General features: G+C 69.5%; 15 protein-coding genes. 6 read left to right on the top strand and 9 right to left on the bottom strand.

Going from position 1 to position 13,301, the window contains the following annotated elements; translation table 11 throughout:
- Position 1 precedes the first annotated feature (1 nt).
- Positions 2 to 217: a hypothetical protein gene (locus Q0Z83_RS25535; protein WP_317796525.1), complete on the bottom strand. Its 216-nt coding sequence runs from the start codon at positions 215 to 217 to the stop codon at positions 2 to 4.
- A gap of 59 nt (positions 218 to 276) precedes the next feature.
- Between Q0Z83_RS25535 and Q0Z83_RS25540 the strand changes: the two genes are divergently transcribed.
- Positions 277 to 1,443, top strand: coding sequence for a trans-sulfuration enzyme family protein (locus Q0Z83_RS25540; RefSeq protein ID WP_317796526.1), 1,167 nt, complete (start codon positions 277 to 279; stop codon positions 1,441 to 1,443).
- 78 nt (positions 1,444 to 1,521) lie between these two features.
- On the opposite strand, the gene Q0Z83_RS25545 is transcribed toward Q0Z83_RS25540, so the two are convergent.
- A complete protein-coding gene (locus Q0Z83_RS25545) occupies positions 1,522 to 2,295 on the bottom strand; it encodes a PhzF family phenazine biosynthesis protein (protein WP_317796527.1) in 774 nt (257 codons plus the stop codon).
- A gap of 74 nt (positions 2,296 to 2,369) precedes the next feature.
- Between Q0Z83_RS25545 and Q0Z83_RS25550 the strand changes: the two genes are divergently transcribed.
- The 3 genes from Q0Z83_RS25550 to Q0Z83_RS25560 all read left to right on the top strand — a co-directional run bounded on the left by Q0Z83_RS25550 (position 2,370) and on the right by Q0Z83_RS25560 (position 5,720).
- Positions 2,370 to 2,591 carry a hypothetical protein gene (locus Q0Z83_RS25550; RefSeq protein WP_317796528.1) on the top strand — a complete coding sequence of 74 codons (222 nt, stop codon included), beginning with the start codon at positions 2,370 to 2,372 and terminating at the stop codon, positions 2,589 to 2,591.
- Positions 2,592 to 2,677: 86 nt separating this feature from the next.
- On the top strand, positions 2,678 to 3,277 hold the full coding sequence (locus Q0Z83_RS25555) for a TetR/AcrR family transcriptional regulator (protein WP_317796529.1): 600 nt from the start codon (positions 2,678 to 2,680) through the stop codon (positions 3,275 to 3,277).
- Between the two features lie 19 nt (positions 3,278 to 3,296).
- On the top strand, positions 3,297 to 5,720 hold the full coding sequence (locus Q0Z83_RS25560; RefSeq protein WP_317796530.1) for an MMPL family transporter: 2,424 nt from the start codon (positions 3,297 to 3,299) through the stop codon (positions 5,718 to 5,720).
- Positions 5,721 to 5,782: 62 nt separating this feature from the next.
- Here Q0Z83_RS25560 and Q0Z83_RS25565 read toward each other — a convergent pair whose 3' ends face one another.
- The gene (locus tag Q0Z83_RS25565; RefSeq protein WP_317796531.1) at positions 5,783 to 6,415 is read right to left on the bottom strand and encodes an NADPH-dependent F420 reductase; all 633 of its coding nucleotides are present in this window, start codon (positions 6,413 to 6,415) and stop codon (positions 5,783 to 5,785) included.
- A 190-nt stretch (positions 6,416 to 6,605) separates the two neighbouring features.
- Here Q0Z83_RS25565 and Q0Z83_RS25570 point away from each other — a divergent pair, with 190 nt between their 5' ends.
- Both Q0Z83_RS25570 and Q0Z83_RS25575 read left to right on the top strand, forming a co-directional pair.
- Positions 6,606 to 7,154 carry a SigE family RNA polymerase sigma factor gene (locus Q0Z83_RS25570; protein ID WP_317796532.1) on the top strand — a complete coding sequence of 183 codons (549 nt, stop codon included), beginning with the start codon at positions 6,606 to 6,608 and terminating at the stop codon, positions 7,152 to 7,154.
- Positions 7,151 to 8,107, top strand: coding sequence for a CU044_5270 family protein (locus tag Q0Z83_RS25575; RefSeq protein ID WP_317796533.1), 957 nt, complete (start codon positions 7,151 to 7,153; stop codon positions 8,105 to 8,107). Before Q0Z83_RS25570 ends, Q0Z83_RS25575 begins: the two co-directional genes overlap by 4 nt.
- A gap of 109 nt (positions 8,108 to 8,216) precedes the next feature.
- On the opposite strand, the gene Q0Z83_RS25580 is transcribed toward Q0Z83_RS25575, so the two are convergent.
- The 6 genes from Q0Z83_RS25580 to Q0Z83_RS25605 are packed head-to-tail and all read right to left on the bottom strand — an operon-like array spanning position 8,217 to position 13,288.
- Positions 8,217 to 8,903, bottom strand: a complete 687-nt coding sequence (locus Q0Z83_RS25580) for an SDR family oxidoreductase (protein WP_317796534.1) — start codon at positions 8,901 to 8,903, stop codon at positions 8,217 to 8,219.
- A 3-nt stretch (positions 8,904 to 8,906) separates the two neighbouring features.
- On the bottom strand, positions 8,907 to 9,731 hold the full coding sequence (gene iolB, locus Q0Z83_RS25585) for a 5-deoxy-glucuronate isomerase (RefSeq protein WP_317796535.1): 825 nt from the start codon (positions 9,729 to 9,731) through the stop codon (positions 8,907 to 8,909).
- 14 nt (positions 9,732 to 9,745) lie between these two features.
- Positions 9,746 to 10,894, bottom strand: coding sequence for a glycoside hydrolase family 88 protein (locus Q0Z83_RS25590; protein WP_317796536.1), 1,149 nt, complete (start codon positions 10,892 to 10,894; stop codon positions 9,746 to 9,748).
- The gene (locus tag Q0Z83_RS25595; RefSeq protein WP_317796537.1) at positions 10,891 to 11,520 is read right to left on the bottom strand and encodes a hypothetical protein; all 630 of its coding nucleotides are present in this window, start codon (positions 11,518 to 11,520) and stop codon (positions 10,891 to 10,893) included. The genes Q0Z83_RS25590 and Q0Z83_RS25595 overlap by 4 nt, the downstream gene beginning before the upstream one ends.
- Positions 11,517 to 12,398, bottom strand: a complete 882-nt coding sequence (locus Q0Z83_RS25600; RefSeq protein WP_317796538.1) for a carbohydrate ABC transporter permease — start codon at positions 12,396 to 12,398, stop codon at positions 11,517 to 11,519. The genes Q0Z83_RS25595 and Q0Z83_RS25600 overlap by 4 nt, the downstream gene beginning before the upstream one ends.
- The gene (locus Q0Z83_RS25605) at positions 12,398 to 13,288 is read right to left on the bottom strand and encodes a carbohydrate ABC transporter permease (RefSeq protein ID WP_317796539.1); all 891 of its coding nucleotides are present in this window, start codon (positions 13,286 to 13,288) and stop codon (positions 12,398 to 12,400) included. Before Q0Z83_RS25605 ends, Q0Z83_RS25600 begins: the two co-directional genes overlap by 1 nt.
- Positions 13,289 to 13,301: the final 13 nt, after the last annotated feature.

Consider the following 13,301-nt stretch of genomic DNA (forward strand, 5'->3'; position numbering starts at 1 on the left):
CTCAGCGGGACGGGACCAGGCGCTGATCGGCGGTGCGACGCACCAGGTGGACGAGCGCGGCCAGCCGCACCTCCGGCTCGGCCGACTCGTCGGCGGACACCCTGGTCAGCCAGGGCAGGACACCCTCGAAGCCGGCCGGCAGGGCGGCGACGGCCTGCACCACACGCAGACGCTGGACGGTGTCGGCCGCGGCCGCAAGGTCAGGAAATTCGAACATGCCCCGCATCATGCCCGGACCCTCTGACATTTCTGGAAGCCCGGCGACAGGATCGGTGTATGCATCCCGACACTCGCGTCGTCAACATCCGCGTCCCGATCCCGGACAGCACGCCGCTGAGCGTGCCGCTCTACCAGACGTCGTCGTTCGCGTTCGACGATCCGGATCCGCTGGCCGACGGTCTCCATCGGCCGGACGGATCGTTCGTCTACTCCCGCTTCGCCAATCCGACGGTGCGCGCTTTCGAGGAGACCATCGCCGAGTTGGAGGGCGGGGTCGCCGCGATCGCCACCGGCTCCGGCATGGGCGCCGTCTCGCTGCTGCTGCACAGTCTGCTCCGGGCCGGTGATCACGTGATCGCGCAGCACACCCTCTACGGCGGCACGCATGCCGCGCTGCGCAAACTCGCCGACCGCAACGATCTCACGGTGACCTTCGTGTCCGGGCACGATCCCGAGGAGGTACGGGCGGCGATCACCCCGCGTACCCGGGTGCTCTATCTGGAGACCGTGGCCAACCCGACCGGCCACGTCAGTGACCTGCCCGCGCTCGCGCCGATCGCCCGGGCGGCCGGGATCGTGACGATCGTCGACAACACGTTCGCGACACCGCTGCTGTGCCGCCCGATCGAGCACGGCGCCGACGTGGTGCTGCATTCGGTGACGAAGTTCCTGGGCGGGCACAGCGATGTGACGGGCGGTGTCGTGATCTTCGCCGACGACGCCCGCTATCGGGAGGTGTGGTCGGAGGCGGTCGAGTTCGGCGCCACCCCGGATCCGTTCGCGGTCTGGCTGACCCTGCGCGGCCTGCAGACGCTGCCCCTGCGGATCACCCGGCACACCGAGAACGTGGCTCGGGTCGCCGGTTTCCTGGCCGGCCATCAGGCGGTCGAGCGGGTGTCGTGGACCGGCGCCGCCGATCATCCGAGTCACGCCATCGCCTCGGCGTTCGTCCGCGGCTTCGCCGCGCCGTTCTGTTTCGACCTGGCCGGTGGTCACGAGGCGGGTCTGCGATTTCAGAAGGGGGTACGGGTGATCAAGCTCGCGCCGTCACTCGGCGGCACGCAGACCCTGATCCTGCACCCGGCGTCGAGTTCGCACCGCCAACTGGACGCCGCAGCGCTACGGGCCGCGTCGATCGGCCCGGGCACGATCCGCATCGCCGTCGGCATCGAGCACCCCGACGACCTGATCGCCGACCTGGACCAGGCACTGAACGCGACCTGAAGCCCGGCACAACCGAAGAGCTCAGCGCGACCGCGCGGGCTCAGCGCAACCGGGCAGGCTCAGCGCGACCGGGCGGGCTCAGCGGAGCTTGACGACCCCGCCCACGCGGGTCGTGCGGCCGTCGGTGTCCGCCCGGACCGCCGACGGCCGTCCCAGCGCATCCCCCTGCCACACCTCGACCGGCCGCCCGAGGTGGGCGGCGAGGCAGCCGGAGCTGTTGGCGTTGGCCACGTCTTCGTCGACACCGATCGCCGGCGCGAACAGCCGGGCCCACGCGATCGGGCCGTCGAGGTGGTAGACGAAACAGCCGAGCAGGCCACGGGCACGGCACTCGACCGCGAGCCGGGGAAGGTCGGGGGCCAGCGACATCAGCCCGGCATACGGGATGAGCAGGCGCGGAGTGCCGGGCGAGGCGACCACGATCCCGCCCGGATCACCGTCGATGCCGAGAGCGGCGAGCACTCCCCCGAGATCGCCGGCCGGCGGCGAGACGGTGACCGGCCCCTGGTCGAACCACACCTCGACACGGCCGCCGGCCAGCCGCGTGGCGGTCGCCTCGAACGTACGCCCGCCGGTGTGCTGGACGACCCGCTGTTCGGCCCGGCCACTGCGGTCCAGCAGGACCGCGTGCGCCGCGATCGTTCCGTGTCCGCAGTTGCGCAACTCCTCCGTACCGGTGAAGAAGCGGACGACCGGAAGGTCGAGGAAAGCGCCGTGCGACGCTCCACCGGATCGGACGATCGCGCAGCGATCGGCGTCGCTGAAGGCGGCGTCGTCATCGGCGACGACGGTGGGGCTGCCGCCGCTTCCGTCCCGGACGCACGCGTCGACCACGGTGACCACATCGGCCACGGTAGTTTCCCGGCCGCGAAAGCGGGCAGGAATAGGGGTGCAACGACAGTCACACCGGACGAGGAGGCCCCCCGATGGCCGGCAACGAGCACGAGGTCAACCGCAGCGCTCGCAGCGGGCGGTTCGTGAAGGAGAGCACCGCGGAGCGGAACCCGGACACCACGACCACCGAGAAGGTGGGCGGTGACGCCGAGCGCGGTGACCGCGAGGTCAATCGCAGCGCGAAGACCGGCAAGTTCGTCACGGAGACCACCTCTGAGCTGCACTCGGCCACGACGGAAACCCAGAAGCTCTGATCCTCTTCGGGAGAAGCAGCCCCCTGTCGTACGTTCGACAGGGGGCTGCTTTGCACCTAGTGCAACGATGCACTTAGTGTAGAAGCGTGACCATCGATCGCCGGTCGGCCGTGAAGGCCCGTCATCGGCGGGCCATTCTCGACGCTGCGAACGCGCTCATCTCCGAGGGCGTCCGGTTCAGCGTCGACCAGCTCGCCGAACGGGCCGATGTCTCCCGGCGCACCATCTTCAACCACTTCGCGTCGATCGACGACGTGGTGATCACCGTCTGCACCGAGATGCTCCACGTCGTGATCGACGGATTCCGCACCACCGTCACCTCCGGCGAGCGGGAGTCGATGTTCACCGACGTCGCCGGAGCACTGCGGGCCACCGACGTGCCGGGCATCATCGCGTACCTGTGGCGCGCCCTGGGCGGTTTCACCCCGGACGACCATCAGGCGTCCCAGATCTTCCTCGCCACCGTCGCGCGCACCTCCGAGGAGATGGCCCTCGAACTGGCCCGCAAATATCCCGAAGCCGACCCCCTGGATGCCGCGATCCTGGTCAGCTCACTGATGAACGGCACCGTGGTGATCGCCATCCACTGGCTCGCGGTGACCGCCGCGGAGATCGACGAGCAATCCCGCGACCTCTGGCGCAACCTGCTCGAACGCATGATCGGCACTGTCCGCACCGGCTACTAGCTCGAAGGAACGAACCACATTGGCCGAGCTCCTCTACCGCCTGGGCCGCTTCTGCGCCCGGCGTGCCGGCGTCGTCCTGGCCTCCTGGCTGGTGGTCCTGGGTCTCGCCGTCACCGGCTACTTCGTCGCCCGGGGCGAGCTGTCCCCGGTCGTCGACATCCCCGGCACCGAGACCGCGAAGGTGAGCGACCGCCTCGGCGAGCGGCTCCCGGTCGCGGCCGGCGGCAACGGCAAACTCGTCTTCCACACCCCGGACGGCGCTCCGCTCACCGACTCGCAGAAGACGGCGATCTCCGCCCTGCTCACGTCGACCGGGGAACTGGAGGGGGTCGCGTCCGCAACCGACCCGTTCGCGATCTCCGAGCAGATCTCCGAACGGCACGCCCAGGTCGACGACGGCCTGAAGCAGATCGCCGCCGGTCGTGCCCAGATCAACGACGGCCAGCAGCAGATCAACCAGGCCAAGGGCCTCTGGGACGACCTGGACGCGGCGACCCGCGCGAAGGTCGACGAGCAGCAGGCCCTGCTCATCGAGAAGAGCACCGAGCTGGAGACGCAGGCCGCCAAGCTCGCGGTCGGCCAGCAGCTGCTCACCATGTCGTCGCCGATCCGGCAGGTGTCGGCGGACGGCTCGACCGCGGTCGCGCAGGTGCGGTTCACGGTTCCGCAGCTCGACGTCACCCCGGAGACCAAGGAACGCGTGGTCAGCCACGTCGACGCGGGCCTGCCCGGCGGGGTCGAGGTCGAGTACTCCAACGAGATCACCCAGGGCCTGCCCGAGATCGTCGGTGTCGGCGAGGTGGTCGGCCTGGTCATCGCCGCGATCACGCTGCTGGTCATGCTGCGTACGCTGATCGGCGCCGCCCTGCCCATCCTCAGCGCCCTGGCCGGTGTCGGCATCGGCGTGACCGCGTCGCTGGCGCTCTCCGGCGTGGTCGAGATGCTGTCCATCACCCCGGTCCTCGGTGTCATGTTGGGGCTGGCCGTCGGCATCGACTACAGCCTGTTCATCCTCAACCGGCATCGACGGCAGTTGCTCGACGGTGTCGACTTCCACGAATCGATCGGCCTGGCCAACGGCACCTCCGGCAACGCGGTGGTGTTCGCCGGATCCACGGTGCTGGTCGCCCTGCTGGCCCTCAACATCACCGGGATCCCGTTCCTGGGGCTGATGGGCACCGTCGCGGCGATCTGTGTGGCGGTGGCCGTACTCCTGGCCGTCACCCTGACCCCGGCCCTGCTCGCGCTGATCGGTAAGCGGGTCCTCAACCGCAAGGCCCACGCCGTGTCGAACACCGGCGTCAAGCCGATGAGCACCGCCCGGGCCGTGGTCACCGTGCTGGCCCTGCTGGTCGCGCTGATCACGGTCGCGATCCCGGCGATGTCGATGCGGCTGGGCCTGCCGGACGGCTCGTCCGAGGACACCGCGTCCACCCAGTACCAGGCGTACAAACTGATCGCCGACCGGTTCGGCCCAGGCGTCAACGGCTCGCTGGTCGTCGTCGCCGATCTGCCCGCCGCCGTCACCGGTGACGCCCAGCAGGCCGAACAGGCCCGCCTCGGCAACCTGCTCCTCGCCCAGAACAACGTCGCGGCGGTCGCCCCGATCGGCGCCTCGGGGGACGGCCGCACCCTCGGCTTCCAGATCATCCCGGAGACCGGCCCGACCACCGCCGAGACCGAACAGCTGGTCCACGACCTGCGCGCGCTGTCCCCGGTGTCCGGTGACGTCACCCTGGGCGTGGCCGGTTCGGCGAGCGGCAACATCGATATCTCGGAGAAGCTGGACAACGTGCTCCCCCTCTACCTGGGGGTGGTCATCGGCATCTCACTGATCATCATGATCTTCGTGTTCCGGTCGATCCTGGTACCGGTGACGGCGACACTCGGCTTCATCCTGAGCCTGTTCGCCACGTTCGGCGGCATCACCGCGATCTTCCAGTGGGGCTGGCTGAGCGCCCTCTTCGGCATCCACGACCCGGGCCCGGTGCTGAGCTTCCTGCCGACGATCCTGATCGGCATCCTGTTCGGCCTGGCCATGGACTACCAGCTGTTCCTGGTGTCCGGCATGCGCGAGGCCTACGCACACGGCGCGCCCGCCCGGCTCGCCGTCCAGCAGGGCGTGCACGCCGGCCGCACGGTGGTCACCGCCGCCGCGATCATCATGATCTCGGTGTTCGGCGGCTTCATCTTCTCCAACACGGCGATGATCCGCTCGCTCGGTTTCGGTCTGGCGTTCGGTGTCCTGGTCGACGCCTTCCTGGTCCGGATGCTGCTCATCCCGGCGGTCATGCACCTGCTCGGCCGCTCGGCCTGGTGGATCCCCGGCTGGCTGGACCGCATCCTGCCCAACGTCGACGTGGAGGGCGCCGCTCTCGAACGCGCCCACCCCGTCGTCCACCACCCGTCCCACTCGGAACCGGCTGAGCCGGCCCTCCGCTGACCTTCCGGAAAGGCTGCCGGGTCACCGTTCCCGGCAGCCTTTCCGACCTTCTCCGGTACGGGTCAGACTCGCTGCTGGAAGCGGTCTAGCATCGCCCGGACCTCGGTGGCGTCGCTGTTGGCGCCGAACAGCTCGGTGCCCGGCTCCATCCGGACCCCCTCGGCCAGTGCGCCGGCCACGACCGGGTCGAAACCGAGCCGGTCGACGATCGCCGCGACCTCGGTCAGGCCGGCCGGATCGTCTCCGGCGATGGCCACCGCCTTGCGCCCGGGGGCACCGGCGGGCCGGGCCTCCTCCTCGAGGACGTGGTAGCCCACGTGGTTGAACGCCTTGACGACCCGCGACCCGGGCAGGAGGTCACGCACCAACGAACTGGTGTCCGACCGCAGGTCGTCACGGATGCCGTCGACCTCCCACCAGTAGTTCATGGCGTCGATGACCAACTTGCCGCGCAACGCCTCGGCCGGAATGGTCCGGTACTTACCGAGCGGCAGCGCCAACACGACCACGTCAGCCTGCTCGGCGGCCTCGACCGCGATGACGGCGGTGGCACCGGGAGCCAGCACCGTGACGATGAGCTCGATCTTCGCCGGGTCACCGGAGCCGGCGATCAGCACCCGGTGACCGGCCGCGACCGCGAGCCGGGCCAGCACGGTGCCGAGTTTCCCCGCTCCGAGAATGCCGATGGTCGTCATGGCTACCCCTCCCAGGTGGTTGACGTGTCATCCAACCGGCCGGAACAGCCGATCATTCCCCACCGTCGAGCAGCTCCCGGAAAAACTCGGCCGGAACGATGGACGCACCTCCACGGCCGTGTGAAGCCGGGTGCAGCGGACGCCGTCCGCCGGTGCGTCTTCGAGGGTGATGGCTACTGATGAGGCAGTGATGACGTTCGAGAGTTTCGTGGCCGAGCACGGTCAGTCACTGATTCGGCTGGCGTTCGTGCTCACCGGCGACCGGCAGCACGCCGAGGACCTGGCGCAGAGCGCGCTGGTCGACACCTACCGCAACTGGGCGAAGGTGTCGGCAGCTCGAAGACCCGACTCCTACGTCCGCAAGGTGCTGGTCAACGCCCATCTGAGCTGGCGACGACGCCGCTGGACGACGGAGCGCCCGACCGAGATGGGCGAGGCCGCGGCCGGTCTGCTGCCCGACCCGGGCGACGCCCTCGCCGAGCGCGATCATCTGCGGACCCTGCTGGCCGGCCTGGCGCCACGGGCCCGGACGGTGCTGGTGCTGCGCTACTACGCCGACCTGCCCGACGCGGCCATCGCCGAGACCATGGGCATCACCGAGAGCGCGGTCCGCGCCACCGCCTCCCGAGCCTTGGCCACGCTCCGCGGCAACACCCGCACCACCGCCGCGGGCACCGCACCGACCGCGTCGACGACGGGGCGGATCACCGCGCCCGGGAATGTCCTGGAGGGACGATGAGCGACCTGATCGAGCAGCAGTTGCGTGACCTGTTCGCCGCCGACGCGGACGCCGCCCCGCGACCAGCCGACCTGCTGACCAGGACTCGACGTGCCGCCCGTGCGCAGCGACTGCGGACGGGCGCCTGGGCGCTGGCGGCGAGCGTCGTCGCGGTCACCGCCGGCGCGTTCGCGGTGTGGCCGTCCGCGCCCGAGCCGGTGCCGTTCCCCCAGGTGGCGGCCCCACCCACCGACCCGGTCCGGGCGCCGGGAACGCTGTCGGCGACGCCCGGCTACGGACCGGGCACGCGTCTGTCGATGCGGCCGGTGGCCCAGGTTCTGGACCTGGCCGCGGGCACCGCCGCGAAGGCGGCCGACGTGGTTCCCGAGCCGGGCCAGTTCCTGTATACGCGGACGGTGGGCCGGGACGGCCGGATCCTCGCCGAGCGCTGGTATTCGATCGACGGCGCCCACGACGGTCTGGGCTTCAATGTGGAGCCGGGCGGTGTGGTCGATCGGTTCGCGTTCCCCGGGTGCCGCGACGGGCGCCAAATCTCCGGGCCGGACCGGGGCGGGCCGTGCGAGGCGGATCCCGCCTACCTGCCCGATCTGCCGGAGGACGCCGAATCGATGGCCGGATACCTCGACCTGTCGTCGGCTCACCTCGACGACGACCCGGCGGAGAACAAGACGAACGGCATCGCCAAGGACATGTGGACGCTGGGCTCGTCGAAGTTCCTACGGCCGGCACAGCGGGCGGCGCTGTTCCAGGCGACGGCCCGCATTCCGGGGATCACGGTGGTGGACGACGCGGTGGACGCCGCCGGGCGGACCGGCACCGGGGTGACGTGGACGTTCGGCAAGCACAGCATGATGTGGATCTTCGACCCGAAGACCCACGACTTCCTCGGCAGCGACGTCGACACCACCGAGCAGGCGGTCGTCGACGAGGTCGGCGAGCGACCGGCCCGGTGACCGCCGCCGGTGGCACGCCACGAGAGGCACACCACCGGCGGACCGGCCCGCGACCGATCCGATCCCCACCGAACCGATCCGGCGACGGGCCGGACGGGGATCCGGGAGGTCAGCGGGCCAGCCAGCCTCCGTCGACCGGCAGGACGGTGCCGTGGATGTAACGGGCCGCGTCGGAGGCCAGGAAGACGACCGCGCCTTTGAGGTCGTCCGGGGTGCCCCAGCGGCCGGCCGGGATGCGGTCGGTGATGGCTGGGGCCCGGGTGGGGTCGGCGCGGAGCTCGGCGGTGTTGTCGGTCTCCATGTAGCCGGGTGCGATGGCGTTGACGTTGACGCCGAGGGCGGCCCACTCGTTGGCCAGTGCCCTGGTCAGCCCGAGGATGGCGTGCTTGCTGGCGGTGTAGGCGGGCACCCGGATGCCGCCCTGGAAGGAGAGCATCGAGGCGATGTTGATGATCTTGCCGTGGCCCTGGGCGATCATCCGGCGGCCCGCGGCCTGGCTGAGGTGGAAGGCGGCGTCGAGGTTGACCGAGAGGACGTCGTCCCAGTCGTCGGCGGTGACCTCGGCCGCCGGGGCCCGGCGGATGATCCCGGCGTTGTTGACCAGGATGTCGATCTGATCGAGTTCGGACACGTAGGCGTGGAGGTCGGCGGTGGCGAGATCGAGTTCCTTGCTGCCGACCGCGATCACCGAGGCACCGGCCTCGGCCAGGGCGTCAGCGCACGCCCGGCCGAGACCACGGTTGCCGCCGGTGACCAGGGCCACCCGCCCGTCGAGACGGAAGCTGTCCAGGATCACCGGTCAGAGACCGAGGTTCCGGAGGGTGGGGACGGTCTGGCCGACCCACTTCAGGGTGGTGTCCTCGTGGGCGCCCTGGGTGCGCTGGGTACCGGCCAGGAACCACAGGTAGTAGGTGGTGTAACCGGGAGCGCTGACCACCGTGTGGTACCCCTCGGGCATCATGTGCATGCCGTGGTCGCGGACCGTGAAGTTCTCCTCGTAGCCCTCATCGGTGTAGAGGCGGCAGATCCCGAAGCCGCCCTCGGGCGCGACCCGGAAGTAGTACATCTCCTCGTGCGCGGCCTCGGCCGGCAGGTTGTCGGTCTTGTGGCGGTGCGGCGGGTAGGTGCTCCAGTTCCCGGACGGCGTGTACGTCTCCCCGACGATGAGGCGCCGGGCGGGCAGCGACGGCTGGGCGATCTCGGTCAGGATCTGGTGGTAGTTGCGGCCGAAGTTGGCCCCGCCCCAGCGTCCGTCGGCGACCTGCGACGGCTCGATGACGTACGGGTCGGTGACCAGGTCGCTCGGGGCGCTGGGCAGGGCGATCTCGACCGCGCTGACCGCCTCGATCGAGATGTCGGCGTCCCGCGGGATGTAGACCGAGTGCGGTTTGCCGCTGAACACGTCCGCCCGGCCGCCGACCGACGCGAACTTCGACCCTCCGACGGTGAAGTTCGCGGTTCCGCCCAGGATCACGGCCAGGATCTCCCGGTCGCCGGAGGACCCGGTCCAGGTCTCGCCGGGCGCGAGGGTGAGCAGCTGGAAGTCGAGCAGCTCGCACGGGTTGAACGGCAGCGTGTTGAGGCCGGACGCGGCCGGGATGTAGCAGTGGTACTTGTAGTCCATCTTCAGGTGCTCCTTTACCAGGGGTGGGTCCAGCCGGGCCGGGTCACGCGGGCGAGGGCTTCCAGGTAGAAGTAGTCGCCCCAGAGGTTTCCCTCGTCGACCCCGACGGCCTTGGGTTTGTCGTAGACGCCGTGCAGGAGCAGGGCGTTGGAACCGGGGTGGTGCAGAGTCGAGTAGTCGTCGATCAGCGACCGCAGAATCCGCCCGGCCGCAGCCCGATAGTGATCAGCCAGCGGCGACGGGACGAAGGTGGCCAGTTCGAGCAGCCCGTTGACCGCGATCGCGGCCGCCGAGCTGTCCCGTTCCTCCTGGAGGGAAGGGGAATGCGGCGAGGCGAAGATCAGGTCCCAGTACGCCACCCCGTCCGGCGGCAGATGGGCCAGGAAGTAGTCGGCACACCTGATCGCCGCGCGCAGCAGTGTCGGATCCCCGGTGTACTGGTGGTTGAGCGTGAACCCGTAGATCCCCCACGCCTGTCCCCGGGCCCAGCAGGACTCGTCCGCGCTGCCCTGCTCGGTCTCCCCGCGCAGCGGCGCACCGGTGACCGGATCCCAGTAGAACGTGTGATAGGTGGTGTCGTCCGGCCGCAGGATGTGATCGCGCAGCTGGGCCGTGTGCCGCCGGGCCGCCGCCGCGTACCGGGGGTCTCCGCTGGTCCGGCTGGCCCAGAAGAGCAGCGGCGTGTTCATCAGGCTGTCCACGATGGTGCGCCCCTGCTGCCGCGGGTCGGCGAGGTCACCCCAGGCCTGGATGATCCCGGCCGACGGGAGCACCCGCCGCATCAGGTGATCGGCGGCGGACAGCGCGGCCCGTTTGGCCTCCGGGTCGCGGGTCCGCCGCCAGGCGGTGACACACGACAGCGTGTAGAGGAACCCGAGGTCATGGGTGTCCAGGTCGATCTCCTGATCGACGCGCTCGACGAACGACCGGACATGCCCGGACGCCGCCTTCTGATAGCCCTCGTCCCCGGACAGGTCGTACGCGAGCCACAGCATTCCCGGCCAGAAACTGGTGGTCCACCCGGTGTTCGCGGGCCGCGGCCGATAACGGTCATCGACGGTCGTGTCATCCGGGTACCGATCCCCGAACTCTGCGATGTTGGCGTCGATGGTGCGCAGGGCGGCGCTCACCGCGGTTCCGGTCTGGTCGGCGATCGCCGTCATGTCGTCCTTCCGGTAGTGGTCAGGGTGAACCGGCTGTTCGCCCACACGATGTAGAGCAGCGGACTGGCCGCCACACCGATCGCGATCGCCGGCCGGGCCGCCAGCAGCACCTCGAACAGCACCAGCACGACCAGCGAGAACAGGCTGAGGTACCAGCGGCGCAGCCCCAGGTAGGCGCCGATCCGGGCGAGGTCGCGCAGCCGGGCGTCGGGTCGTTCGGCGAGGGCCACGAGCGTCAGCACGGTGGTGATCACGATCAGCGTCATGACCACCGCGACCACCGGCAGCAGCACGGCGCCGGCGGTGCGCCCGGCGAGCCACGCCGCGTCCACCCCGAGGACCAGCAGCGCGACGGTGGCGAGCGATCCGGCGGTCAGCGCGCGTCGCGCCGAGGCGCGCCAGGCGTTCCAGAAAACCCGGGAGACGCCCTGGGGGTACGACCGGAGCACCGCGAAGACCGCAACCAGCGCCGGCCCGCCGAGCGGCGCGAACAGCACGAGCAGTGGCCAGGTCCGTCCCGGGTCGGTGGCGAGCACGACCAGTACGAGCGGCGCGCAGGCGATGGCCAGCAGCAGGTTCGTCAGCAGTGCGACGTGCACCGCCTCGAAGATCCGGCCCCAGTTCATCCTTTGAGCCCCGTGGTCGCGATGCCCTCGACGAAGTACCTCTGCCCGAGCAGGAAGACCACCACGATCGGCAGCACCGACAGCACCGACCCGGTCATGATCAGCGCGTATTCGGCGTTGTACTGGTTGATGAACGACTTGAGCCCGATCTGGATCGTCCACAGGTCGGGGCTGCGCAGGTAGATCAGCGGCCCCATGTAGTCGTTCCAGGTGGTGACCGCGGTGATCAGGGTGAGGCTGGCCAGCGCCGGAACGGACAGCGGCAGCATGATCCGGCGGTAGATGCCGTACTCGCTCATCCCGTCGATGCGGGCCGCGTCGAGCAGCTCGTCCGGGATGGTCTCGTAGAACTGCTTCATCATGAACACGCCGAGAGCGCCGAACGCCTGCAGCGCGACGATCGACCAGAGCGTGTCGGTGAGCTGCAGCTTCGTCATCATCACGAACTGCGGAACCATGTAGGACTGCCACGGCACAGCCAGGGTGCCGATGTAGGCGAGGAACAGCACGTCCCGCCCCGGGAACTGGATCTTGGCGAAGCCGTACGCCGCGAAGCTGCCGGTGAGGACCTGGAGCAGGGTGACGACCGCCGACAGGAAGACGGTGTTACCCAGCCAGGTGGTCATGTTCGACTTCGACCAGATGTCGGCGTAGTTGCTCCACACCGGGTCGGTGGTGATCCACTGGACCGGGATGGTGAAGACCTCGTTGTTGGTCTTCAGCGAGGACAGCACCATCCAGTAGAACGGCAGCAACACCACGATCCCGGCAGCGCCGAGAGCGCCGTACCCGATCACACGCCACCAGCGTGACGGCCTCCGCGGAGAGGAGGCGACGTCGACCTTCTCCGAGACCGAAGCGGAGAGGAGGGTGGTCATCACGACCTCCTGCGTTTGTTGACGACGAACTGGATGACCGTCACCACCAGGCAGATCGCGAAGAGCACGATGGAGACCGCGGACGCGTACCCGAACTGGTTCTCCTCGAAGCCCTTCCGGAAGATGTACTGCGCCAGCACCAGCGTCGACTGCCCCGGCCCGCCGTTGGTCATCACCAGGATCAGGTCGAAGACCTTGAAACTGCCGATGGTCAGCAGCACCGTGATGAAGAAGGTGGTGGGCCGCAGGCCGGGCAGGGTGACCGCCCGGAACCGCTGCCACGCCGACGCGCCGTCCACGGTGGCCGCCTCGTAGAGCTGGCCCGGGATGGTCTGTAGCCCGGCCAGGAAGAGCAGCATGTAGTAGCCCATGTCGCGCCAGGTGCCGACGATGATGACGGCGGGCATCGACCAGTCGGCCGAGGTGGTCCAGCCCGGCGGGCTGTCCACGCCGATCCACCGCAGCAGCTCGTTGATCGGCCCGAATCCCGGGCTGAACAGCATGTTCCAGATCTGCGCGATGGCGACGATCGAGGTGATGTACGGGAAGAACGCGACCGTACGGAAGAACGCCACCCCGCGCAGTTTGCGGTTGAGCAGGAGCGCCAGCCCGAGCGAGACGCCCAGGGTGAGCGGGATGTGGAAGGCCGCGTAGTAGAGGGTGTTGCGCAGCGCGGTCCAGAACGTGGTGTCGGCGGCCATCTGCCGGAAGTTGTCCAGCCCGGTCCAGGTGGCGCCGCCGAACACGTTCCATTCGGTGAACGCGTAGTAGAACAGCAGGCCGACCGGGATCAGGGTGAGGATCAGGAAGCCGATGAGGTTCGGCAACAGGAAGCTCAGCCCCACCGCGGTGTTACGCCACCGCCGGCGGCTCGTCGTCATCGTCGTCATGAACGGTCTCCTA

This window comes from Actinoplanes sichuanensis, assembly GCF_033097365.1.
Taxonomy (GTDB): domain Bacteria; phylum Actinomycetota; class Actinomycetes; order Mycobacteriales; family Micromonosporaceae; genus Actinoplanes; species Actinoplanes sichuanensis.

Bases quoted from the DNA above. Each gene is read 5' to 3' on its own strand.
- Q0Z83_RS25570 (WP_317796532.1), top strand. From the start codon at position 6,606: ATGACGTTCGAGAGTTTCGTGGCCGAGCACGGTCAGTCACTGATTCGG.
- Q0Z83_RS25590 (WP_317796536.1), bottom strand. From the start codon at position 10,894: ATGACGGCGATCGCCGACCAGACCGGAACCGCGGTGAGCGCCGCCCTG.
- Q0Z83_RS25600 (WP_317796538.1), bottom strand. From the start codon at position 12,398: ATGACCACCCTCCTCTCCGCTTCGGTCTCGGAGAAGGTCGACGTCGCC.
- Q0Z83_RS25565 (WP_317796531.1), bottom strand. From the start codon at position 6,415: ATGACGACCATCGGCATTCTCGGAGCGGGGAAACTCGGCACCGTGCTG.
- Q0Z83_RS25540 (WP_317796526.1), top strand. From the start codon at position 277: ATGCATCCCGACACTCGCGTCGTCAACATCCGCGTCCCGATCCCGGAC.
- Q0Z83_RS25535 (WP_317796525.1), bottom strand. From the start codon at position 217: ATGTTCGAATTTCCTGACCTTGCGGCCGCGGCCGACACCGTCCAGCGT.
- Q0Z83_RS25575 (WP_317796533.1), top strand. From the start codon at position 7,151: ATGAGCGACCTGATCGAGCAGCAGTTGCGTGACCTGTTCGCCGCCGAC.
- iolB (WP_317796535.1), bottom strand. From the start codon at position 9,731: ATGGACTACAAGTACCACTGCTACATCCCGGCCGCGTCCGGCCTCAAC.
- Q0Z83_RS25550 (WP_317796528.1), top strand. From the start codon at position 2,370: ATGGCCGGCAACGAGCACGAGGTCAACCGCAGCGCTCGCAGCGGGCGG.
- Q0Z83_RS25595 (WP_317796537.1), bottom strand. From the start codon at position 11,520: ATGAACTGGGGCCGGATCTTCGAGGCGGTGCACGTCGCACTGCTGACG.
- Q0Z83_RS25605 (WP_317796539.1), bottom strand. From the start codon at position 13,288: ATGACGACGATGACGACGAGCCGCCGGCGGTGGCGTAACACCGCGGTG.